Origin of the sequence: Streptomyces sp. NPDC002838 (assembly GCF_040295365.1) — a bacterium.
Lineage (GTDB): Bacteria > Actinomycetota > Actinomycetes > Streptomycetales > Streptomycetaceae > Streptomyces.
Genome location: NZ_JBEOVF010000034.1, coordinates 94285 through 114714, shown reverse-complemented (window position 1 = coordinate 114714; position 20430 = coordinate 94285). Strand labels below are relative to the sequence as shown.

The window sequence follows — 20430 nt, the reverse complement described above, 5'->3', positions numbered from 1 at the left end:
ACTACCCCGTTTTTACCGCCGCGCCCGCGGCCCCTTTTTCCTCACTCGGGGGCCGGGTCCTGCAGGACCCGGCACGCGCCGAGGAAGTCGCCCAGGAGGTCATGCTGGAGGTTTGGCAGAGTGCCCCCCGCTACCGGCCCGAGAGCGGGCACGCCATGACCTGGATGATGACCATCGCCCACCATCGCGCCGTGGACAGCGTCCGCACCGCGCGGAGGTCCGCCGAACGCGAGCGCGCCGTCTCCCAGCACGAGTCGACTCCCGCCTTCGACGACGTCGTGGAGACGGTGGAGACGCTCGGGGAACGCGAACAAGTCCGCTCCTGCCTGAAGGAGCTCACCGCCGAGCTGCGGCAGCCGGTGCTGCTCGCTTACTACCGGGGCCTGACCCATACCGAGATCGCTTCGGCGCTGTCCCTGCCGCTCGGCACCGTCAAGAGTCGCCTGCGCAGGGCACTGACCCGTCTGCGGGATTGCCTGGGAGCTCCGCCGTGACCACAGCCGACCCACACGACCTCGCCGGTGCCTATGCGTTGGACGCCCTCACGCGGGAGGAGCGGGAGGGGTTCCGGCGGCACGTCGCCGACTGTCCCGACTGCGTCCACGAGACCGCTCGCCAGCAGGAGGCCGCGGCCTGGCTCGCCCTCGCGGCAGCCCGCACCCCGCCGCCGAGTCTGAAAGAACGTGTCCTCGCCGAGGTGGCCCGGACTCCGCAGCTCCCACCGACGCTCCCCGGTCAGGCGGATGAGCACCGCAGCCGGCGGTCCCCGCCACGTCTGCTGCGCCTCGCGCTGGCCGCCAGTCTCGCCGCGGCCGCCGCGCTCGGCGGCCTGGCGGCCTGGCAGTACCAGGAGACGCGGCAGACACGCCAGGAAGCCGAGAGCGACGCCGCCGACCTCGCTCGGCTCCTCGCGGCCCCCGACACCACCGTCGTCCAGAAGAGCACGGCCTACGGCGGCTCCGGCACCGTCGTGGTTTCACGCCACCTGAACCAGGCCGCCTACTTCTGCCAGGACCTCGCTCCCCTGCCCCCCGACAGGACCTACCAGTTGTGGTACGCCGACCCCGGAGACGAAGTCCGCCCCGCCGGGCTCCTCCCCGCCAAACCCGGCCTCCAGGCCGTGTCCCTCCCCCCGCCCGGTACCGCCGCCTCACTTGCCATCACCGTCGAACCAAGCACAGGCTCCTCCCGACCCACCACCGATCCCCTCACCACATGGCGCCTTCCCACTTCCTGATCGTGTGGCTGGGATCGATCGGGCCTGTCGTCGGCCTACCGGGTGAACCGTAGGGGCAGGCTCCGCGGACCGCGGATCATCATCCCCGGGCGCCAGGTGATCGCTGCCGGGTGGATGTCCAGGGCCAGGTCGGGGCAGCGTTCCAACAGCGTCCTGATGGCGATGCGCGCCTCGACGCGGGCCAGCGGCGCCCCCAGGCAGTAGTGGATGCCGTGGCCGAAGGCCACATGGCCGCGGGCGTCACGGGAGATGTCGAAGCGGTCGGGGGAGGGGAAGCGCACGGGATCGCGGTTGGCGTCGGCCAGGGCGACGAGGACGAGTTCGCCGCCTCCGGGGACGACCGTGTCGCCGATCGTCACCGGCTCGGTGGTGAAGCGGTACGTGGGGGTCTCCACGGGGCCCTCGTAGCGCAGCATCTCCTCGACCGCGGTGTCGATGAGGGAGAGGTCCGCGCGCAGGGCGGCCAGTTGCCCGGGGTGGGTGAGCAGGGCCAGGACGCCGTTGGAGATGAGGTTCATGGTGGTCTCGTGGCCGGCGACGAGCAGCAGCCAGGCCATGCCGAGGAGCTCCTCGTGGGACAGCCTGTCGCCGTCGGTGCCGGAGCCGTGGATCAGCGCGCTCATGAGGTCGTCGCCGGGCCGCTGCCGCTTGCCCTCCACCAACTCCGCCATGTACCGGGCCATCGAGGCCGCCGCGGCCTTGCGGTCTTCGGGGGCGGTGGCGCCGAGCGCGTCGTTCGACCACGTCCGGAAGGACTCGCGCTCCAGGTCCGGTACGCCGAGGAGTTCGCAGATCACGGAGATGGGCAGCGGGAAGGACAGCGCCTCGACGAGGTCGGCGCGCCCGTCGGGTGCGGTGAGCATCCGGTCCAGGAGCGCGTCGGTGGTCTTCTGGATGCGCGGTGCGAGTTCCTCCACCCGGCGTGCGGTGAACTCACGGGCGACCAGCTTGCGCAGCCGCGTGTGGTCCGGCGGGTCGGCCCTGAGCATGTGCGGACCGGAGGAGACGGCACCCAGTGGCAGGGAGGGGGACGCCTTGCTCCAGTCCTTCGAGAGCCTGGGGTCCGCGAGGGCCGCACGCCCGGCCTCGTATCCGACGACGAGCCAGGCCGAAGCGCCCCCTTCCGGCATCCGGATGCGGTGGACCGGGCCCTGGGCCCGTAACCGGGCGTACACAGGGTAGGGGTCGCGGGTGAAGGACTCACCCAGCGCGGCCAGGTCGACGATGCTCATGGTGCTATCACCTCACTGGTAGGGACGGATGTCCGGCCGGGACGGCGCGGAGACGGGCCGGTCCCGGCGGTGGGCCGGAACCGCCAGGAGCCCAGGTGCGCCCGGCCGCGAGCCACACGGCGCGGGGCGGGCGTCAGACGTGACGGCAGGAGAGAACACGCGAGGCAAGGGCCGGGGGCGGCCACCGATGTCCCCCCGAGCGCGCGACGCCGACAAGAGAGGCTTCCCGACCCATTCCACGCCGGCATCGTCGCATCACGCCTCCGGCAATGACCGCTCGTCGGCTGCAAAGCGTCCACTTTCGCTCCCAGGCAGACGGTCCCGGGTTCGGCGGGAAGTCTCCGGCAGCGGACTCCACACCGGTGTCCGGGGTCGGTCAGGTTGCGTCATACGTGTCGGATCACTCGTCGATCGCCGCGCCGAACCGCGCATCGGTGCCGGGCGCGCCGAGCGAGCCGCCGCCGTACGACCAGGAGCCGTCGGCCACCGTCCCGGTGGCGGCCGCGGGAAGGACCCAGACCACTCCGTCGGAGGTGTTCTCGCCGGGCGCCGCGGCCAGCAGTTCGGAGCGGCCGTCGTCGTCCGTGTCCGCGAGCCGTACCTGCCCGCCCCAGCGGTCTCCCCGCTCCGCCGTGCCGGGTACGCCCGCCGAGTTCTGGTTGAAGGACGTGGCTCGGGCCGCGGTCAGCCCGGTGGCCGAGCCGCGCAGCAGCCACACCGCACCCGCGTCCGCGACGGTGCCGATGTCCTCGCCGGGTGCGCCGACGGCCAGGTCGGCGTAGCCGTCGCCGTCGATGTCGGCGAGGGAGACGTCCGCGCCGAAGCCGTCGCCGAGCTCGCCGGTGCCCGGGACGCCGCCGCTGTCCTGTGTCCACACCTGGGCCACGGTGCCGTGCTCGTTGACGCCCTTCACCCCCTCCTCGCTGCCGAAGTAGACGCCGACGACTCCGCCGGTGAGGGGCTCGTGGTGGTCGTCGGGGCGGTCCGGCCCGCCGTAGACCAGGTCGTCGTAGCCGTCGTTGTCGATGTCGCCCGTCTTCGAGACCGGCCTGATGAGCACTGACGGCGTCGGCGGATGGGACGGCGCGCGGTGGATCGGGATGAAGGGGAAGGCCCCCAACTCGCCCGGAGCGCCGATGCTGCGGAAGGAGGCGGCCCTCAGGACCGCGGGTCCAGGCAAGAGCCGGAGCGAGGTCCGCGAGGCGCGGCTCTACCTCTCCGCAGGACGGCTCCACCACGGTCGAGCTGCTTCCCCCTGGCTGGACGAACTACGACGCGCGCGTCAACTACCTGACCTATGACGTCACGGACCTCGTGACGCGGGAGCCGGACGTCACCCTCGCGGTGGTGCTGGGCAACGGCTGGTACAACGGCCGCGTATCCGACCGCAGTACGTACTACTCGGAGGACGGCAACGCCCTGGCGGTCAAGGCCAGGCTGCTGGTCCGGTACGCCGACGGGACGTCGCAGGGTGCGTTTCCTCGGCCACGCGGACGGGGTGTCCACGTACCGGATCCCGTCCGGCCGGTACCACCTGACCGCCCGGCTCCACTGACCGTTTCGTGGCGGAGAACGGCCCGGCTCTCGGAGCGCGCGACTGGGCCCCGTCGAGATCCTTCAGTACGGCCCAATCCCGCACCGTGACTTCGTACGACTCGGCCCGGTGCCGTGCAGCCGGCGGACCTCGCAGGCCGCGATGTCGCTGTCGACGCCCGCGGCGATGAGGGCCGCCGTCGCGGCGCCCGTCCCGTCGTCGGTCCAGATGCCGGAGTTGACGCTGTCCAGGAGCGCCAGCAGGTGCGCCTCGATGGCTCGGCTGAGCGGGCCGGACGGGACGCCGGTGTGGAAGAGGCCCTGTCGCTGGCCGTGGGCGAGGATCCCGGCGGCCGTGTCGCGGGCGGGGGCGAGGAGTTCGCTCAGCCGGTCGGGTCCCAGGTCATGGCGGGGCAGGGTGAGCAGCGTGCGGTAGTGGTCGCCGACCGGCCACAGGGTGAGGACGAAGCGCGCCAGGGCGGTCGCGGCGTCCGGGGCGGCCGGAGCGCGGGCGACGGTGACCGCGAGCCGTATCGCTTCCCCGGCGTCCGCCGCGAGTCCCTCGACGAGGGCGGCCCGCCCGGCGAAGTGCACGTAGACGGTACGACGCGCCACCCCGGCGGCCTCGGCGATGTCGGCCAGGCTGCTGTCGGGGCTACGGCCCAGTTCCCGCCGGGCCGCTTCCAGGATGCGGGTGCGGGTGGTGGCCGCCTTGCGGCGGCGGGGCGGGAGTGGTGGGGGCGGGGCCGGTCGGCTGTTCACATCGGGTACCTCGGCGCGTCGGGCGAAAGGGCTGGGTGGAGGAGGGGCGGGCGAAGGGGGCAACGTGCGGACGGCTCGCCCGTCGAGATATTTGCACACCGGCGAGCAATAAACTAGCCTGCACATCGATGGGCAATTAACTCGTCCTCGTGTCCCTTAGGAGCCCCCGATGCCCTTCCTTGCCACCACCTCCGTCGACAAGATGGCCGGCCCGTACGCCCGGCGCTGGTGGGCCCTGCTGGTGCTCTGCCTGAGCCTGCTGATCGTGGTCATGGCGAACACGTCGCTGATCGTGGCCGCCCCGGACATGACCACGGACCTGGGCCTGAGCAGCAGCGACCTGCAGTGGGTCATCGACGGCTACACCGTCCCGTACGCCGCGCTGATGCTGGTGCTGGGCTCGATCGGCGACAAGTACAGTCGCCGCGGCGCCCTCATCACCGGTCTGGTGATCTTCGCGGGCGGTTCGGTCATGGGCAGCCTGGTCGAGGAGACCGGACTGGTCATCACGGCCCGCGCGATCATGGGCGTCGGCGCGGCCGTGGTCATGCCGGCCACGCTGTCCCTGCTGGTCGCGATCTTCCCCCGGGCCGAGCGCGCCAAGGCCATCACGGCCTGGACCGCCACCTCCGGCCTCGCCATCGCCGTCGGCCCGCTGGTCGCCGGCTGGCTGCTGGAGGACTACGCCTGGGGCTCCACGTTCCTGATCAACATCCCCATCGCGGTCGTCGCCGTCGTCGGCGCGCTGGCCCTCGTGCCGCCGTCGAAGGCGGAGGGCATGGGCCGGATCGACTACGTGGGCGGCCTGCTCTCGATCGTCTCCGTCGGCTCCCTGGTGTACGCCACCATCGAGGGCCCGCACTTCGGCTGGGGCGCCGGCCCGGTCACCGCGGCCGTGGTCGCGGGCGTGGGCCTGCTGGCCTTCGTGGTCTGGGAGCTGCGTCACCCGCACCCCATGCTGGACGTGCGCAAGTTCAGGCTGCGGCCGTTCAGCGGGTCGATGCTCGCGGTGCTGTTCTTCTTCTTCGGCACCTTCGGCGCGATTTACTACTCCACCCAGTTCCTGCAGTTCGTCCTCGGCTACGACGCACTGGAGACCGGCGTACGACTGCTGCCGCTGGCCGGGGCCGTGTTCGCCGGCGCCGCGGCGACCGGCCGGCTCACCCCGAAGCTGGGCGTGAAGGCCATGGTGACCGCCGGCATGGTGATCGGCACGGTGGGCGTCTTCCTGCTCACGCAGGTCGACAAGGCCTCGGCGTACGGCGACTTCCTCACGCCGATGCTGCTGCTGGGCTTCGCGATCGGCCTGTCCGTGTCCCCGGCCACCGACACCATCATGGACTCCTTCCCCGAGTCCGAACTGGGCGTCGGCGGCGGCGCCAACGACACCGCGCTGGAACTCGGCGGCTCCCTGGGCATCGCCGTGCTCGGCTCACTCCTCGGAACGGCCTACCGGGACGAGCTGACCGACCTGATGGGCGGCCGGCTGCCGGCGGCCGCGCTGGAGACCGCCCAGGACTCGGTCGGCGGCGGCCTGGCCGTCGCCGAGCAGATCGCCAAGACTCCCTCCGGCGGGCCCCAGCAGGCCCAGGCCGTCGTGGACGCCGTCCACGAGGCCTTCGCCCACGGTGTCGCGCAGACCAGCCTGGTCGGCGGGATCACCATGGCCGCCGGCACGATGATCGTCCTCGCCGTGCTGCCCGGCCGCCGCGCGGCCGCGAAGGGCCGGCCGGAGGGCCGGTCGCAGGAGACGGAGGCGGCCGCGGAGGAGTACTCCGGCACCCGGTAGGGCTTCTGTCCTCCCAGGGCCTGTCCGGCGGATCATGCCGGGCAGGCCCTCGTCGGTCGAGGTCGGGCAGCGGACGCCGGGCGGCCTCGCGGGCGTCGTCCGGAGTGACGCCCAGCATGCGCAGGACCAACTCCGCCGGGTTCGCCGCGGCCTCGTCACCGTCCAGGTCGGGGCCACTGCGCCCGCCGGGGAGCCGACCGCCGCGAACGGCGGAGCACGAGGGGAGCCCGAGAGGTGCGCCGGTGTCGTCTCAGGCGTCGGGGGCGGTGTCCGTGACCACGGCGGAGGCCACGTCGTCGGCCACCGCGCTCGCCTGCTGCTCCGGCACTCCGGCCGCGATGAGGGTGGCGATGGCGGTGCGGGTGCCGTCGTCCCGCAGCGCCCCGGTGTTGACCTCTTCCAGCAGGGCGACCGTCATCGCCTCCAGGCCGGCGCTGAGCACGGGGGCGGGCAGGTGGGTGTGGAAGACGCCCTCGCGCTGTCCCCGCTCCAGGACGGCCGTGACCGCGTCCCGGGCCGGGGACAGGACCTCCGCCACCCGTTCCGCGCCCAGGTCGCGCCGGGCCAGCCCCAGCAGCATCCGGTAGCGGTCGCCCACCGGCCACATCGCGAACGCGAAGTACGCCAGCGCCCGGTCGGCCGGCTCCTCGGGCCGCGACCCGCGCACCACCGCCTCCCGCAGTGTCTCGGACGCCTCCTCGGTCAGGGCCTCCAACAGGGCCGCGCGTCCGGGGAAATGACCGAAGAGGGTGCGCCGTACGACACCGGCGGCCCGCGCGATCTCCTCCAGCGTGACGTCCGGATCGCGCCCGAGCTCCCGGCGGGCGGTGCTCAGGATGCGCGCCCGGTTGGACCGCGCATTGCGTCGCACCGGTTCGCGGCCCACGGGCTTGGTCACGGAAGGAACCTCGATGGATCAGTACGGACAACAGCGAAGCGGGGCGAACAGCAGATCCATTTTGCCATGGGGGCACACACGCGCCCGGCCCCTGCTGACGCGTTCTGTCGCGGGCCACGACGGCTCAGGCCAACGAGAGGAACAGCTTCTCCAGGCGGGCGCGCATCTCCTCGCGGTTCTCGCCGGGGTTCCCGTCGCCGTCGGTGTCCGTCAGGCACTGCTGGAGGCCGGTGGCGATGATGGCGAAGCCCGCCCGGTCGAGGGCCCGGGACGCAGCGGCCAGTTGCGTCACGACGTCCTCGCAGTCGCGGCCTTCTTCGATCATGCGGATCACTCCGGAGATCTGGCCCTGAGCCCTGCGCAGTCGGTTCAGTACGGATTTCAGCTCCGTGCCCGCGAGTTCCAGATCCACCATCACTCCTCAGTCATACCCCTAGGGGTAATGTACTCCCTTTGGGTGGGTTGGCGACGACCGGCCGACCGACCGCCCGCAGTGACGTGGTGTGGATCACATGTGTGGGGATGAGTCCGGGCCAGGGGGGCTATCCGTACCCAGGCGTGACGAACTGCGCGTTGATGCGAGGATGAGGCGCCATGACAGCTGGGCGGTGTTCGCGCACGGTACGGGCCGCGGTGTTCGCGGCCGTCTGTGTGCTGCTCGCCGCCCTGGGCCACGTCATGATGTCCGGCAGCCACGCACCCGCGTGGGTGCTGTCCGCCGGCCTGGCCGTGACCGGCGCCGCCGGCTGGTGTCTGACCGGTCGTGAGCGCGGGCCTGCGCTGATCGTGGCCGTCGTGGTCGGCGCCCAGACCCTTCTCCACTCGGCGTTCTCGGTCGCCCAGTCGGCGACCGTGTGGTCGGTGCCCATGAGCTCGACGCACATGGGCGGCACGGAAGGCATGGACTCCGGGGCCATGGGCCATATGGGCACGAGCCATATGGATCACATGGGGGACATGGCTCACTCCACCGGCGGCGGCACCTCCTCGTCCGGCATGCTCGCCGCCCACCTGCTGGCCGCGCTGCTGTGCGGCCTGTGGCTGGCGTACGGCGAACGGGCCGCGTTCCGCATCCTGCGGGCCGTCGGCGGATGGCTGGCGGCGCCTCTGCGGCTGCTGCTCGCGCTGCCCGCCCCGCCGCATCCCCCGCGCCTGCGCGTGCGTGCCAGCAGCTCGGATCGGGCACCGCGCCTGCTCCTTCTCGTCCACGCGATCACCCATCGGGGTCCACCCCTGGGGACGGCTGTCGTCTGAAGACAGCTGGTAGCCCGAGGCAGCCCGTACGGCGCCTCGGGCTTCTGCCGTACGCCCGCACAGGCGTCGTACGGCCGACTCCCCACCCCCCACCGGGGCCACCGCTGACCCGAGAAGGACACCAGGTGATCACTCCTACCCTGCCCGCCCCTGCCCACAGCCAGGACAAACGGGACCCGAGGGAATCAAGGGACTCCATAGACGCGTCGGCCACCGCCTGGGCGCTCGCCGCCCGCACCGGTGACGCGGTCGCCGTCGAGCACTTCGTGCGCGCACTGCACCGTGACGTCCTGCGTTACGTCGCCCACCTGAGCGCCGACCCCCAGGCCGTGGACGACCTGGCACAGGACACGTTCCTGCGGGCGCTCGGCAGCCTGCACCGGTTCGAAGGACGTTCCTCGGCGCGGGCCTGGCTGCTGGCGATCGCCCGCCGCTCGGTGATCGACGGCTACCGCTGTGCCGCCGCCCGGCCCCGCCCGTGCGACGTGCCGGACTGGCAGCTGGCGGTCGAGCGCGCCCAGCCGCAGGGCCTGCCCGGTTTCGACGACGGTGTCGCACTGCTCGACCTGCTGGACACGCTGCCCGACGAGCGCCGGAAGGCCTTCGTCCTCACCCAACTGCTGGGCCTGCCCTACGCGGAGGCCGCCGAGCTGAGCGACTGCCCCATCGGGACGGTGCGCTCGCGGGTGGCCCGGGCACGGGAGACGCTCATCGACCTGCTGGCCGATGGGGGCACCTCCCACGCCCTTTAGGCAGTGGCGAAGAGGGGTCGACCGTACTGGCGGCCTGATTCAGCGCGTCAGCCTGTTCCGGGCCAGCCTGGCCGCCGTACCCGCCGCGGCCAGGCCGGCCAGGCCCGTCCCGGCCAGGGCGAGCGCCTTGGCCGGGCGCCCCGGAGGCGCGGGCCGGACGCCGGGTGCGACGCCGTACGCGCTGCCCAGCGCGCCGGAACGGGCCGCGTCGGAACGGGCGCTGTCGGGCAGCGCGGAGGCCAGCAGCTCCGCGACGTGCACCGCCTCGTGGCCGCCGCTGTCGAACTCGTGGATCTGGGTACGGCAGCTGAAGCCGTCTGCCAGCACCACCGTCTCCGACGCCTCCTCCCGCAGCCGCGGCAGCAGCACCCGCTCCGCGCACGCCTCGCTGACGTCCAGGTGCCCGCGCTCGAAGCCGAAGTTCCCGGCGAGCCCGCAGCAGCCGGACTCCAGCCGCTCGACGTCGACGCCGGCACGGTGCAGCAGCCGCTCGTCGGCCGTCCAGTCCAGCACCGCGTGCTGGTGGCAGTGCACCTGGGCCACCGCCCGCGCGGAACGGTCCGGCACGTGCGGGGGCTCGTAGCCGGGGGAGTGCTCGGTGAGCAGCTCGGCCAGGGTCACCGTCTGCTCGCGCAGCCTGCGCACATCACGGTCGCCGGGGAACAACTCGCCCGCGTCCGACCGGAACACGGCCGTACAGCTGGGCTCAAGGCCCACCACCAGACCACCGGCCCGTACGTGGTCGGCGAGATGGCGCACGGTACGGCTCAACACGCGCTCGGCGACGGCCAGTTGCCCGGTGGAGATCCAGGTCAGCCCGCAGCACAGCGGCTCGTCGGGCAGGACCACCCGCCACCCCGCGTGCTCCAACAGCCGTACGGCCGCCTGCCCGACGTGCGGATGGAAGTGGTTGGTGAAGGTGTCCGGCCACAGCATGACGGTCCCACGTGCCCCATCGCCGTACGGCTCATGCCGCGCGAACCACTGCTGCAGCGTCTGCCCGGCGAACAGCGGCACCTCCCGGTCCTCGACGCCCGCGACCGCGACGGCCGCCTTCGACAGCGGCGGGGTGTGGGTGAGCGCGTTGACGACCGGGCCGAGCCGCGCGCGGCCGACGGCCTGGGCGAGGGCGGGCAGCCAGCCCATGGAGAAGTGGGCGCGGGGACGCCGCCACCCCCGGCCCTCGTAGTGATGGGACAGGAACTCCGCCTTGTACGTGGCCATGTCCACGTCGGCCGGACAGTCCTTCTTGCACCCCTTGCAGGCCAGGCACAGGTCGAGCGCGTCGCGCACCGCCTCCGACCGCCAGCCGTCCCGGATCGCGCTGTCGCCGTGCCCGTCGAGCATCTCGAACAGCAGCCGGGCCCGCCCGCGCGTGGAGTGCTCCTCCTCCATGGTCACCTGGTACGAGGGGCACATCACCGCGCCGCCCTTGGTGGTGTGCTGCCGGCACTTCCCCACGCCCACGCACCGGTTGGCGGCCTCCGCGAAGGACCCGCCGTCCTCCGGGAAGCGGAAGTGGAGGTCGCGGGGGTCGTACGGCGCCCAGTCACCGCCCAGCCGAAGGTTCTCGTCCAGCCGGTACGGCGCCACGACCTTCCCGGGGTTCATCCGGTCCAGCGGGTCGAACACGGCCTTCAACCGCCCGAAGGCCTCCACCATCTCCTGCCCGAACATCCGGGGCAGCAGCTCACCCCGGCTCTGACCGTCACCGTGCTCACCGGAGAAGGAGCCGCCGAACTCGGCGACCAGGTCGGCCGCCCGTTCCATGAACCGCCGGTAGGCGGCCACCCCGTCGGCGGAGTACAGGTCGAAGGGGATCCGGGTGTGCACGCAGCCCTGCCCGAAGTGGCCGTAGAGGCTGGGCCCGGTGTCGCTGAGGTAGCCGAACTCCTCGTACAGGCCGCGCAGTCGGCGCAGATAGTCGCCGAGCCGGTCGGGCGGGACCGCGGAGTCCTCCCAGCCCTCGAAGGTGTCAGGCCGGTGCGGGACGTGCGCGGTGGCGCCGAGGCCGGCCTCGCGGACCTGCCACAACTCCTCCTCGCGCACCGGGTCGTCGAAAAAGGCGACCTCGGGGTCGTGCTCGGACTCGTGGAGGGCGTCCAGCATCCGGTGCGCCTGGTCCTCCGCCCGCTCGATGGTGTCCGCGCCGAACTGCGCCATCAGGAAGGCGCGTCCTGCGGGGAGTTCGGCGATCGCCTTGGGGTTGAGGTTCTTCAGCTGTTCGTCGCGGATCAGCTTGGAGTCGACGCCCTCCAGCGCGATCGGTTCGTACGGCAGCACCGTCGGCACCGCGTCCGCGGCCGTCTCGATGTCCGGGAACCCCATCACCATCAGCGTGCGTTCCTCGACCACGGGCACCAGCTCCAGCTCCGCGCGCAGGACGGTGACCAGCGTGGACTCGCTGCCGACCAGCAGTCCGGCGACGTCGAAGCCGTGCTCCGGCAGCAGCGAGTCGAGGTTGTAGCCGGACACCCGGCGCGGGATGTCCGGGAAGCGGCGGCGGATCTCGTCGGCGTAGGTGTCGCGCAGGGCGCGCAGCCGCCGGTACACGGTGGCGCGCAGATCGCCCTGCCGTTCGATCTCGGCGTACTCCTCGTCGCTCGTCTCGCCGCACCAGAAGCGGGTGCCGTCGTAGAGCAGCACCTCCAGGCGGGCGATGTTGTCGACGACCTTGCCGTGCGCCTGCGCGGTGGCCCCGCAGGAGTTGTTGCCGATCATGCCGCCGATGGTGCAGTTCGCGTGGGTGGCGGGCTCCGGGCCGTAGCGCAGCCCCGTCGGCGCGAGCTGCCGGTTCAGCTCGTCCAGCACGATGCCGGGCTGCACGACACAGGTGCGGGCGTCGGCGTCCACGGACTCCAGCCGGTCGCAGTACTTCGACCAGTCGATGACGACGGCGGTGTTGGCGCACTGCCCGGCCAGGCTCGTCCCGCCGCCCCGGGACAGCACGGGCACGCCGTGCTCACGGGCCACGGCCACCGCCGCCGCGGCGTCCTCGGGCGTACGGGGGACGACCACGCCGATCGGGGTCTGCCGGAAGTTCGAGGCGTCCGTGGAGTACGCGGCCCGGCTCCCGGCGTCGAAGCGGACCTCGCCGTCGACCCGCTCACGCAGCGCGGCCTGAAGTTCCCTGGTGTCGGCCGACGGCGGGGACCCGGTGGGGAGGATGACGGGATCGGGCAGGTTCGGCACGCCCATGGAGCCCTCCTTCGGTTGTCGGCGCGGCGGCAGCGGCGGCCGTGCCCGAGGCACGGGACGGCCGGGTACCCCACGGCCGCACCGACAACACGGGCTCCTACTCGGCGGGCTGCTCCTCCGCGAGGTGCGGCACCAGCGCACGCATCGCCTCGCACTGGGCGGGGCCCATGAACCGGGTGAGCTCCCGGGCGACCGTCTCGGCCAACTGCCCGGAGGCATCCTCCAGCAGGTGCCGCGCCTTGTCGGTGAGGGCCACCTCGACGCCCCGCTTGTCCCCGCACACCGACTTGCGGGTGACGAGTCCGGCGTGCTGGAGGCAGGCGATCTGGTAGGTGAGCCGGGTCTTGGGACGGCCCAGGAGCTCCGCGATCCGCGTCATCCTGACGCCCCCGGGCTGCTCGGCCAGCAGGCACAGGATCAGGAACTCGTCGTGCGAGACGTCGAGCCGCTCCTTGACGACCGCGTGCAGCCGCCGCTCCACAGCCCCCGTCGCGGCCCGCATCACCATCCAGGCCCGCAACTCGGCGGGCAGCAGTCCGTCGCCCTGCGCGGAGGTGCATTCGGGCAGGTCGGCGGGGTGCTCGTCGGGGGCGGCCATGGTCTTGAGTGTACCTGTTGTCCAATTTTGAATCAGGGGGTTGTTCAGATTTGGATAACGGGCTACGGTGAGATTCTCCAAATTTGAACCAACTGGGAACAGGGGCAGATCATGACCGTCGCCGTGGAAACCGGGACCTGGCAGCTCGACCGCACCGCCTCCACCGTCGCCCTGCGGCACAAGACGATGTGGAACCTGGTCACGGTGAAGGGCACCTTCGCCACCTTCGCCGGACAGGGCGAGGTGCGGCCCGACGGTTCGGCCGTCGGCACCCTCACCCTGGACGTCGCCTCCCTGGACACCAAGAGCGCCAAGCGCGACACGCACCTGCGGTCCGCCGACTTCTTCGACGCCGACAACCACCCCGAGATCACGTTCGCGGTCCGCAGCGCCGAACTCCGTGGGAGCGACGCGGTGCACGTCGTCGGTCAGCTGACCGTGCGGGGCGTCAGCCGCCCCCTGTCCTTCACCGCGGGCCTCCGTGACGCGAGTGCCGACGCGCTCACCTTGGACGCCGAATTCAGCGTGGACCGCGAACAGTTCGGCATGGTCTGGAACCAGCTCGGCATGATCCGCGGCCTGACCACGGTCGCCGCCACGCTGCGCTTCACGCGGACGGCAGCAGCCTGATGTAGGTGCTCGACAGTGTCTGCGGCGAGGGCGTGAAAGCGCGCAGCCGGACCCGCGCCCCTCGGCGCGGAAGCGTGAACGTCCCGGTCGGCGGCCGTAGTTCGTACGTCGCTGTCGCGTGCGCGGGCAGGGTGGCCGGGCCCCGTACGACCGACCAGTACGGGTCCATGCCCTGGCCCCTCGTGAGCGTGAAGTGGGGCGTGAGGGCGCTGTCGCCGGAGTTGGTGACCCGGAGGGTCAGCCGGGAGACGGCGGTCGGCGCCGCCCGCCCCACCGAGGCGACCGCCATGTGCAGCGGCGGCGTCCCCGTCGCCGCCAGCGCGGCACTCGCCACGGCGGGGGAGAGCAGCAGGGCGGCCGCCGCGATCCGCGCCGGACGCCGGTGCGGCCCGGACAGCGGACGCGGGCGCGGCTGCCACGCGCCCGCGAACTCCGGCAGCGGCGCGGTGACCGCCGCCAGCCACAGCGGGGTCATCATCAGGTAGTAGCCGTCCTGCGAACGGGTCGCCAGATAGAAGGCGAGCCACGGCAGGACGGTCGCGGCGGGTCCCAGCCGTCGTACGAACAGCACGAACACCGCCAGCAGGCCGCCGAGCAGCAGCAGGCTCGCGTACGAGTACCAGCCGAGCCGGTCGCTGCCGTTCGTGAGGTACAGCGAGACGTCCACCAGGCCCTGCCCGTGCAGCACCGCGCCCTGCGTCAGCGGCAGCGCGATGCCGTCGAGCCAGGCGCCCGGCTCGCTCACGATGAAGTACGTGTTGATCAGCAGCCATACGGTGGCGGCGACCCCGACGACCCGCAGCAGCACCAGCCCCGCCGCCCGCGCCCCCAGTTCCCCGCGCCGCACCGCGTAGATCCCGGCCAGCAGGAACGGCGCCAGGAACCACGGCAGTTGCTGTGCCGCGCACGCCGCGCCCAGACAGGCCGCCTGCGCCACCCCGGCCGGCCCGAGCCGCCCGCCCCGCCCGATCCGGGGCCAGCGCACCACCACCGGCACCAGCAGAGCCAGGGCCAGAATCGCCGGGTAGCCGAGCCTTCCGTACGAGGCCAGCATCCCGAAGCCGAGGCACACCATCGTCGCCGTCGGCCGCCACGGCCCGGGCAGCAGCCGCCACAGCACCACCGCGCCGACGATCAGCGCACCCGTGCTCAGCGCCGTCGCCGGAACACCGCCGTGCCCGAGCCACAGCAGGGGCGCGGTCAGCAGCGGGGCCAGCGGGGGATAGCCGTACGTCAGGTCGTAGCCGCCGGTCACCGTCGGGGTGAGGGCGACGGTGTGACCGAAGAGCCAGGGCCACGGCTGCCCGTAGACGGCGTGCCCGGCGACCAGCTCCCGGGCGGCCTGGGCGGTGAGGTCCGCCTCGTCGGAGCCGTTGTGGTTCATGGCCCACGCGCACAGGGCGAGCGTCACCGCGGTCACCAGCACGCACAGGTCCACGCGCGCCAGCGAGCGCTCCCGGCGTACGACCAGGGCCAGCACCCCGCACACCAGGATCGAGGCGTAGCACACGGAGATCACCGCGGCCACGACGAGCCGATGGCTCGCCGCCTGCGCCCAGACCGACCGCGTTCCGATGAAGAGACTGATGTCGGCCAGCAGGGTCAGCACGCGATGCCACTGCGCGGGGGGTTCCCAGGCGGCGGACACCGCCGGCTGCGTCCGCCGGACGGGTGCCGGCAGCCGGGTATCTGTCAGGAGCACGGCACCGGACGGTAATCGTGCCCGGTGAGCGGGCCGCCGACGGAGGTGAAGAGTCCGGTGTGAGTGGGGTAAGAAGACATTGTTTGCACCGAGGTGCGGCTGATGTCAGTACACGTCCCGTACGTACCGCTTGGCCGCCGCCAGCTGCTTCACCCAGGCCGACGCCTCGGCCTCCTCCAGACCGCCGTGCGCGACCGCGATGGCCCGCAGGGCCCGGTCCACGTCCTTGGCCATGCGGGAGGCGTCGCCGCAGACGTAGAAGTGGGCGCCGTCCTGGAGCCAGCGCCACAGCTCGGGGCCGTGCTCCAGCATCCGGTCCTGCACGTACACCTTGTTGCGCTGGTCCCGGGAGAACGCGGTGTCGAGGCGGGTCAGGGCACCCGCGTCGAGCAGCGCGGTCAGCTCGTCCTCGTAGTAGAAGTCGGTGGCGCGGTGCTGTTCGCCGAAGAACAGCCAGTTGGGCGCCCGGTGACCGAGCGCGAGCCGCTCCTGGAGGAAGCCGACGAAGGGCGCGACGCCCGTGCCGGGGCCGACCATCACCATCGGCGTCGAGGGGTCGGCGGGCGGCCGGAAGTGCGGGGAGCGCTGCACGAACACCGGCACCTCCCGGTCCGGCTCGGCGTCGGCGAGGAAGGGCGAGCAGACCCCGCCCCGCGGCCTGCCGTGCAGGTTCTCGTAGCGCACCACGGAGACCGTCAGCGAGACGAGGTGCGGGTCGACGAGCGGGCTGGAGGATATCGAGTACAGGCGCGGCTGGAGCTTCTTGAGGACGTCCGCCCAGTCCTGCGCGCTCGCCCGCACCGGATGCTCGGCCGGCACGTCCACCGCCTGCCGCCCCCAACTCCACTTCGCGAGCCCGTCCTTGTTGTCGGGACGCAGCAGCCTGCGCAACTCCCGGTCGTCGCGGACGCGTTCGGCGACGAAGCGGAGCAGGTCCGGCGTGATCCGGGTGATGTCCAGATGCCGGTGCAGGGCCTCGGCGAACGGGACCTCGCCGACTCCCTCCACGGACACGGTCGTCGATCCGTCGGCCCCCGTCACCGCGAGCCACTCCTCCACCAGCGCGGGCGAGTTGACCGGCCGCACCCCGAGCGCGTCTCCCGCCTCGTACGTCAGCGAGGACCCGCTCGTGTCGAAGGTGAACCGCCTGACCTCCTTGCCCGCGCCGGGCCCGCTGAGCAGCCGGTTGCCGACGAGGCGGGCGGTGGTGGGGGCGGGCTTGGCGGACCGGGCGGGTTTCGGGGCGGCCTCCGGCGCGGTGCTCGGGGCGGTCTCCGTCTTGGTGCCCAGCGCCGTGAGCACCTGGTCGAGCCAGGCCCCGGCCTCCGTCTCGTAGTCGGGTTCGCAGTCCGTGCGCGGCGCGAGCCGCACCGCGCCCAGCTCGTCCAGCCGCGCGTCGAGCCGGCGCCCGTGCCCGCAGAAGTCGTCGTACGAGGAGTCGCCGAAGGCCAGCACGGCGTAGCGGACCCCGTCCAGGCGCGGGGCCCGCTGCCCGGCGATCGCCTCCCAGAAGCCGGAGCCGTTGTCGGGCGCGTCGCCGTCCCCGAAGGTGCTGGTGATCAGCAGCAGATCGGCGCCGGTGGGCAGCGTGCCCGGGTCGGTGTCGTCCATGCCGACCAGCGTCGCCCGGTGCCCGCCGGAGGACAGCCGGTCGGCGACCGCACCGGCGAACTCCTCGGCGTTCCCGGTCTGCGAGGCCCACAGGATGACGACCTCACGGCCGTGCTGCTCCCGGGGTTCGGCCGCCGTCCGTGAGTACATCCCGGCGAGGACGCCGTTCACCCACATCGCGTGCTCGGGGCTGAAGGGCGCGTCCGGCGGAAGCACCGGGATGCCGGGGGCGCCGGAGTCGATGCCCGCGAGGAAGCCGGTCAGGTAGAGGCGCTCCTGAGCCGTCAGGACCGGCGGCGGGGCCGGGTCCAGCCCGAAGGGGTTCGATCCCGGCGTGACGGCGGTGGGGACGATCACCTCGGCCGGAGCCGCCGCGGGCTCTGTGACCTTTGCGATCTTCGCGAGCGACACCGCACACACCTTGAACTCCGGCTGGAAGGACACCGGATCCACCGCGTCGCTCGTCACAGCGTTGACGCTCAGATACTCGCCGAAGAGGTCGTTCCAGTGGAACGGCGCGAAACACGCCCCCGGCCGCACCCGGTCGGTGACCACCGCCGGCAGCACCGCCCGCCCCCGCCGCGAGGCGACCTCCACCCGGTCGCCGTCGGCGATCCCCAACTCCCGCGCGTCCTCGGGATGCACCTCCACGAACGGCCCGGAGTTCAGCTTGTTGAGCTTGGCGACCTTCCCCGTCTTCGTCAGCGTGTGCCACTGGTGCTGCACCCGCCCGGTGTTCAGTACGAAGGGATAGTCGTCGTCCGGCATCTCCGCGGCCGGCAGGTGCGGCCGCGCGTGGAAGACGGCCCGCCCGCTCGCCGTCGGGAATCGGAGCTCACCGCCCCCCACGTACCGGATGGGGTTGCGCTCCGGCCCGCCCTCCGACGCGGCCGGCCACTGCACGGGCGTCGAGCGCAGCCGCTCGTACGACACCCCGCGCAGATCCCACTCCGTGACGGGGTTCCAGAAGCGCCGGATCTCCTCGAAGACCTGCTCGGCACTGTCGTAGGAGAACCCCTTCTCGTACCCCATCTCCCGCGCGACGGCCGCGATGATCCGCCAGTCCGCCATCGCCTCCCCGGGCGGGTCGGACACGGCCTGGGTCAGCGTGAGGGTGCGCTCGCTGTTGACGAAGACGCCCTCCGCCTCGGTCCACATCGCGCCGGGCAGGACGACGTCGGCGTACGCGTTGGTCTCGGTCTCGCCGAAGACGTCCTGCGTGACGACGAACTCGGCGGCCTCCAGGCCCTCGATGACGGTACGGCGGTTGGCGACCGAGGCGACCGGGTTGGTGCAGATGATCCAGCAGGCCTTGATCTCCCCGTCGGCCATCTTCTGGAACATCTCGACGGTGCCCCTGCCGACGCCGTCCTTCCGCAGGGTCCCCGGCGACAGCTCCCACACGTCCTCGGCGAACGCCCGCTCCTCGTCGACGAGCACCGACCGCTGGCCGGGAAGCCCCGGTCCCATGTAGCCCATCTCACGGCCACCCATCGCGTTCGGCTGGCCGGTGAGGGAGAAGGGACCGCTGCCCGGACGGCAGATGGCGCCGGTGGCGAGATGCAGGTTGACCAGGGCGTTGGTGTTCCAGGTGCCGTGCGTGGACTGGTTGAGCCCCATGGTCCAGCAGCTCATCCACTCGCCGGCCTCGCCGATCAGCCGCGCAGCCTCCCGGAGGTCGTCCTCGGCGAGCCCGGTGATCTCCGCGACGGCGTCCGGCGCGTAGTCGGCGAGGAACTCCTCCATCGCCTCCCAGCCCTCGGTGTGCGCGGCGATGAAGGCGGGGTCGGTGTGCCCGTTCTCGACCAGCAGACGCAGTAGCCCGTTGAGTAGGGCGAGGTCGGCCCCCGGCCTGACCTGTAGAAACAGGTCGGCCTTCGCAGCCGTGGCCGTGCGCCGCGGATCGACGACGATCAGCTTCGCGCCCGCCTTGACCCGCTCCATCATCCGCAGGTACAGGATCGGATGGCAGTCGGCCATGTTCGACCCGATGACGAGGAAGAGATCCGCCCGGTCGAAGTCCTCGTACGACCCCGGCGGCCCGTCGGCGCCCAGCGACGACTTGTATCCGGCGCCCGCGCTCGCCATGCACAGCCGCGAGTTCGACTCGATCTGGTTGGTCCGTACGAACCCCTTGGCCAGCTTGTTCGCCAGGTACTGCGCCTCCAGGCTCATCTGCCCGGAGACATAGAAGGCGACCGCGTCCGGCCCGTGCTCGTCGATGATCGTGCGCAGCCGCCGCGCGGTCTCGGCGATCGCGTCGGCCACGGGCGCGGGCACCGGCTCCTCGCCCCGGTCGTCCCGCACGAGCGCACTCGTCAGCCGTCCGGGCGCGGCGAGCATGTCGGCCGTGGTCGCGCCCTTGGTGCACAGCCGGCCCGCGTTCGCCGGGTGCGCCTTGTCGCCGGACGCCTTCAGGACCGTACGCCGCCCGTCCGGCCCCATCCCGACGTCGAGCACCATGCCGCAGCCCACACCGCAGTAGGAGCAGACGGTGCGCACCTGCCGCGTCTGCTGCGTCTGTGGGGTCGTCGTCATGCCGTCGACGGTACGAAATGCCCATTACGCCTGTGTGACACGACTTGATCATCAGGGGTTACGCCCGCTGCACAGCCGTCCCGTCGCCGGTGTGAGGGGCCGACGAGAGGGACGGATGTGAGGGGATCGCGATCGCGGAGCGTGTCGCTGATAGGCCGAACGGGTGACCTTGCGTAAGAATTGCCCGATGCAGACAGCAGTGCGAGCCAAGGACGGAGCATGCCGGTGAACAGCCACGATGTCACCGACGAACAGTGGGAGGGGCTCGCCCAGGTCGTGCCGCTGCGGGGCCGGGACGCCTGGCCGTCCGCGGTCGACCACCGGTCCATACCGGAGGCGGAGACCGAGGCCCGGCGCCGCTTCGTCGTCCTGCGCGTCCAGGTGTTCGCGGACGCCCGCGAGGTCGCCGAGACGCTGATGGCGGGCGTCCCCGTGCTGCTCGACCTGACCAGTGCGGAGACCGAGGTGGCCAAGCGGATCCTGGACTTCAGCACGGGTGTCGTCTTCGGCCTGGCGAGCGGGATGCACCGCGTCGACCGCAATGTGTTCCTTCTCACGCCGGCCGGAACCGAGGTGACGGGGCTGATGGAGGGGGCGGGGGTTCCCGGAGTGTGAGCCGTCGGGCGTGCGGGGCGGAGCCGGTCGCGAGGCGGTTGCCGTCGGGCGGGCCGCCCATCGCCGTGCCCGCGGTCCCGG

15 protein-coding genes and 3 pseudogenes are annotated in these 20430 nt (G+C 72.3%); 8 read left to right on the top strand and 10 right to left on the bottom strand.

Annotated features, from left to right (window positions below):
* A partial coding sequence (locus tag ABT063_RS34560) for a sigma-70 family RNA polymerase sigma factor (protein ID WP_351063958.1) occupies window positions 1–494 on the top strand: 494 nt, incomplete at its 5' end.
* The gene (locus ABT063_RS34555; RefSeq protein WP_351063957.1) at window positions 491–1237 is read left to right on the top strand and encodes an anti-sigma factor; all 747 of its coding nucleotides are present in this window, start codon (window positions 491–493) and stop codon (window positions 1235–1237) included. The genes ABT063_RS34560 and ABT063_RS34555, both read left to right, overlap by 4 nt.
* A gap of 35 nt (window positions 1238–1272) precedes the next feature.
* Here the strand turns inward: ABT063_RS34555 and ABT063_RS34550 are convergent, their stop codons facing one another.
* Window positions 1273–2469, bottom strand: a complete 1197-nt coding sequence (locus tag ABT063_RS34550) for a cytochrome P450 family protein (protein ID WP_351063955.1) — start codon at window positions 2467–2469, stop codon at window positions 1273–1275.
* Window positions 2470–2869: 400 nt separating this feature from the next.
* A pseudogene (locus tag ABT063_RS34545) lies at window positions 2870–3517 on the bottom strand (FG-GAP repeat protein); the annotation flags it as partial.
* Here ABT063_RS34545 and ABT063_RS34540 point away from each other — a divergent pair.
* Window positions 3507–3957 (top strand): annotated as a pseudogene (locus ABT063_RS34540) (alpha-L-rhamnosidase N-terminal domain-containing protein); the annotation flags it as partial. The pseudogenes ABT063_RS34545 and ABT063_RS34540 overlap by 11 nt on opposite strands.
* Window positions 3958–4086: 129 nt before the next feature.
* Here ABT063_RS34540 and ABT063_RS34535 read toward each other — a convergent pair.
* On the bottom strand, window positions 4087–4764 hold the full coding sequence (locus tag ABT063_RS34535; RefSeq protein WP_351063954.1) for a TetR/AcrR family transcriptional regulator: 678 nt from the start codon (window positions 4762–4764) through the stop codon (window positions 4087–4089).
* A 169-nt stretch (window positions 4765–4933) separates the two neighbouring features.
* On the opposite strand from ABT063_RS34535, the gene ABT063_RS34530 reads away from it, so the two are divergent.
* Entirely contained in the window at window positions 4934–6553 is a 1620-nt protein-coding gene (locus ABT063_RS34530; protein ID WP_351063952.1) for an MFS transporter, read from the top strand.
* Between the two features lie 58 nt (window positions 6554–6611).
* Here the strand turns inward: ABT063_RS34530 and ABT063_RS34525 are convergent.
* The 3 genes and pseudogenes from ABT063_RS34525 to ABT063_RS34515 form a co-directional block, all read right to left on the bottom strand.
* Window positions 6612–6725, bottom strand: a pseudogene (locus ABT063_RS34525) (TetR/AcrR family transcriptional regulator); the annotation flags it as partial.
* 78 nt (window positions 6726–6803) lie between these two features.
* Window positions 6804–7451: a TetR/AcrR family transcriptional regulator gene (locus ABT063_RS34520; RefSeq protein WP_351063950.1), complete on the bottom strand. Its 648-nt coding sequence runs from the start codon at window positions 7449–7451 to the stop codon at window positions 6804–6806.
* 124 nt (window positions 7452–7575) lie between these two features.
* On the bottom strand, window positions 7576–7863 hold the full coding sequence (locus ABT063_RS34515) for a metal-sensitive transcriptional regulator (protein ID WP_351063963.1): 288 nt from the start codon (window positions 7861–7863) through the stop codon (window positions 7576–7578).
* A gap of 182 nt (window positions 7864–8045) precedes the next feature.
* Here ABT063_RS34515 and ABT063_RS34510 point away from each other — a divergent pair, with 182 nt between their 5' ends.
* Together ABT063_RS34510 and ABT063_RS34505 are read left to right on the top strand one after the other, a co-directional pair.
* On the top strand, window positions 8046–8705 hold the full coding sequence (locus ABT063_RS34510; protein WP_351063948.1) for a hypothetical protein: 660 nt from the start codon (window positions 8046–8048) through the stop codon (window positions 8703–8705).
* A gap of 125 nt (window positions 8706–8830) precedes the next feature.
* A complete protein-coding gene (locus ABT063_RS34505; protein ID WP_502990938.1) occupies window positions 8831–9457 on the top strand; it encodes a sigma-70 family RNA polymerase sigma factor in 627 nt (208 codons plus the stop codon).
* 39 nt (window positions 9458–9496) lie between these two features.
* Here ABT063_RS34505 and ABT063_RS34500 read toward each other — a convergent pair whose 3' ends face one another.
* Window positions 9497–12655 (bottom strand): FAD-binding and (Fe-S)-binding domain-containing protein, encoded by a 3159-nt coding sequence (locus tag ABT063_RS34500; RefSeq protein ID WP_351063946.1) that lies wholly within the window; start codon window positions 12653–12655, stop codon window positions 9497–9499.
* A 97-nt stretch (window positions 12656–12752) separates the two neighbouring features.
* Entirely contained in the window at window positions 12753–13253 is a 501-nt protein-coding gene (locus ABT063_RS34495; RefSeq protein WP_351063944.1) for a MarR family winged helix-turn-helix transcriptional regulator, read from the bottom strand.
* Between the two features lie 111 nt (window positions 13254–13364).
* Between ABT063_RS34495 and ABT063_RS34490 the strand changes: the two genes are divergently transcribed.
* Window positions 13365–13883: a YceI family protein gene (locus ABT063_RS34490; RefSeq protein ID WP_351063942.1), complete on the top strand. Its 519-nt coding sequence runs from the start codon at window positions 13365–13367 to the stop codon at window positions 13881–13883.
* On the opposite strand, the gene ABT063_RS34485 is transcribed toward ABT063_RS34490, so the two are convergent.
* Window positions 13861–15531, bottom strand: coding sequence for a hypothetical protein (locus tag ABT063_RS34485; RefSeq protein ID WP_351063961.1), 1671 nt, complete (start codon window positions 15529–15531; stop codon window positions 13861–13863). The two genes, ABT063_RS34490 and ABT063_RS34485, sit on opposite strands and share 23 nt — an antisense overlap.
* A gap of 159 nt (window positions 15532–15690) precedes the next feature.
* The gene (locus ABT063_RS34480; RefSeq protein WP_351063940.1) at window positions 15691–19734 is read right to left on the bottom strand and encodes a bifunctional nitrate reductase/sulfite reductase flavoprotein subunit alpha; all 4044 of its coding nucleotides are present in this window, start codon (window positions 19732–19734) and stop codon (window positions 15691–15693) included.
* A gap of 219 nt (window positions 19735–19953) precedes the next feature.
* On the opposite strand from ABT063_RS34480, the gene ABT063_RS34475 reads away from it, so the two are divergent.
* Complete coding sequence (locus tag ABT063_RS34475; protein ID WP_351063939.1) at window positions 19954–20349, top strand: cell division protein SepF; 396 nt, start codon at window positions 19954–19956, stop codon at window positions 20347–20349.
* The last annotated feature ends 81 nt before the right edge of the window (window positions 20350–20430 follow it).

What these genes read in the sequence shown, in the direction of transcription:
- ABT063_RS34550 (WP_351063955.1), bottom strand. Translation starts at nt 2,469, where the DNA reads ATGAGCATCGTCGACCTGGCCGCGCTGGGTGAGTCCTTCACCCGCGAC.
- ABT063_RS34530 (WP_351063952.1), top strand. Translation starts at nt 4,934, where the DNA reads ATGCCCTTCCTTGCCACCACCTCCGTCGACAAGATGGCCGGCCCGTAC.
- ABT063_RS34510 (WP_351063948.1), top strand. Translation starts at nt 8,046, where the DNA reads ATGACAGCTGGGCGGTGTTCGCGCACGGTACGGGCCGCGGTGTTCGCG.
- ABT063_RS34500 (WP_351063946.1), bottom strand. Translation starts at nt 12,655, where the DNA reads ATGGGCGTGCCGAACCTGCCCGATCCCGTCATCCTCCCCACCGGGTCC.
- ABT063_RS34495 (WP_351063944.1), bottom strand. Translation starts at nt 13,253, where the DNA reads ATGGCCGCCCCCGACGAGCACCCCGCCGACCTGCCCGAATGCACCTCC.
- ABT063_RS34490 (WP_351063942.1), top strand. Translation starts at nt 13,365, where the DNA reads ATGACCGTCGCCGTGGAAACCGGGACCTGGCAGCTCGACCGCACCGCC.
- ABT063_RS34480 (WP_351063940.1), bottom strand. Translation starts at nt 19,734, where the DNA reads ATGACGACGACCCCACAGACGCAGCAGACGCGGCAGGTGCGCACCGTC.
- ABT063_RS34475 (WP_351063939.1), top strand. Translation starts at nt 19,954, where the DNA reads ATGCCGGTGAACAGCCACGATGTCACCGACGAACAGTGGGAGGGGCTC.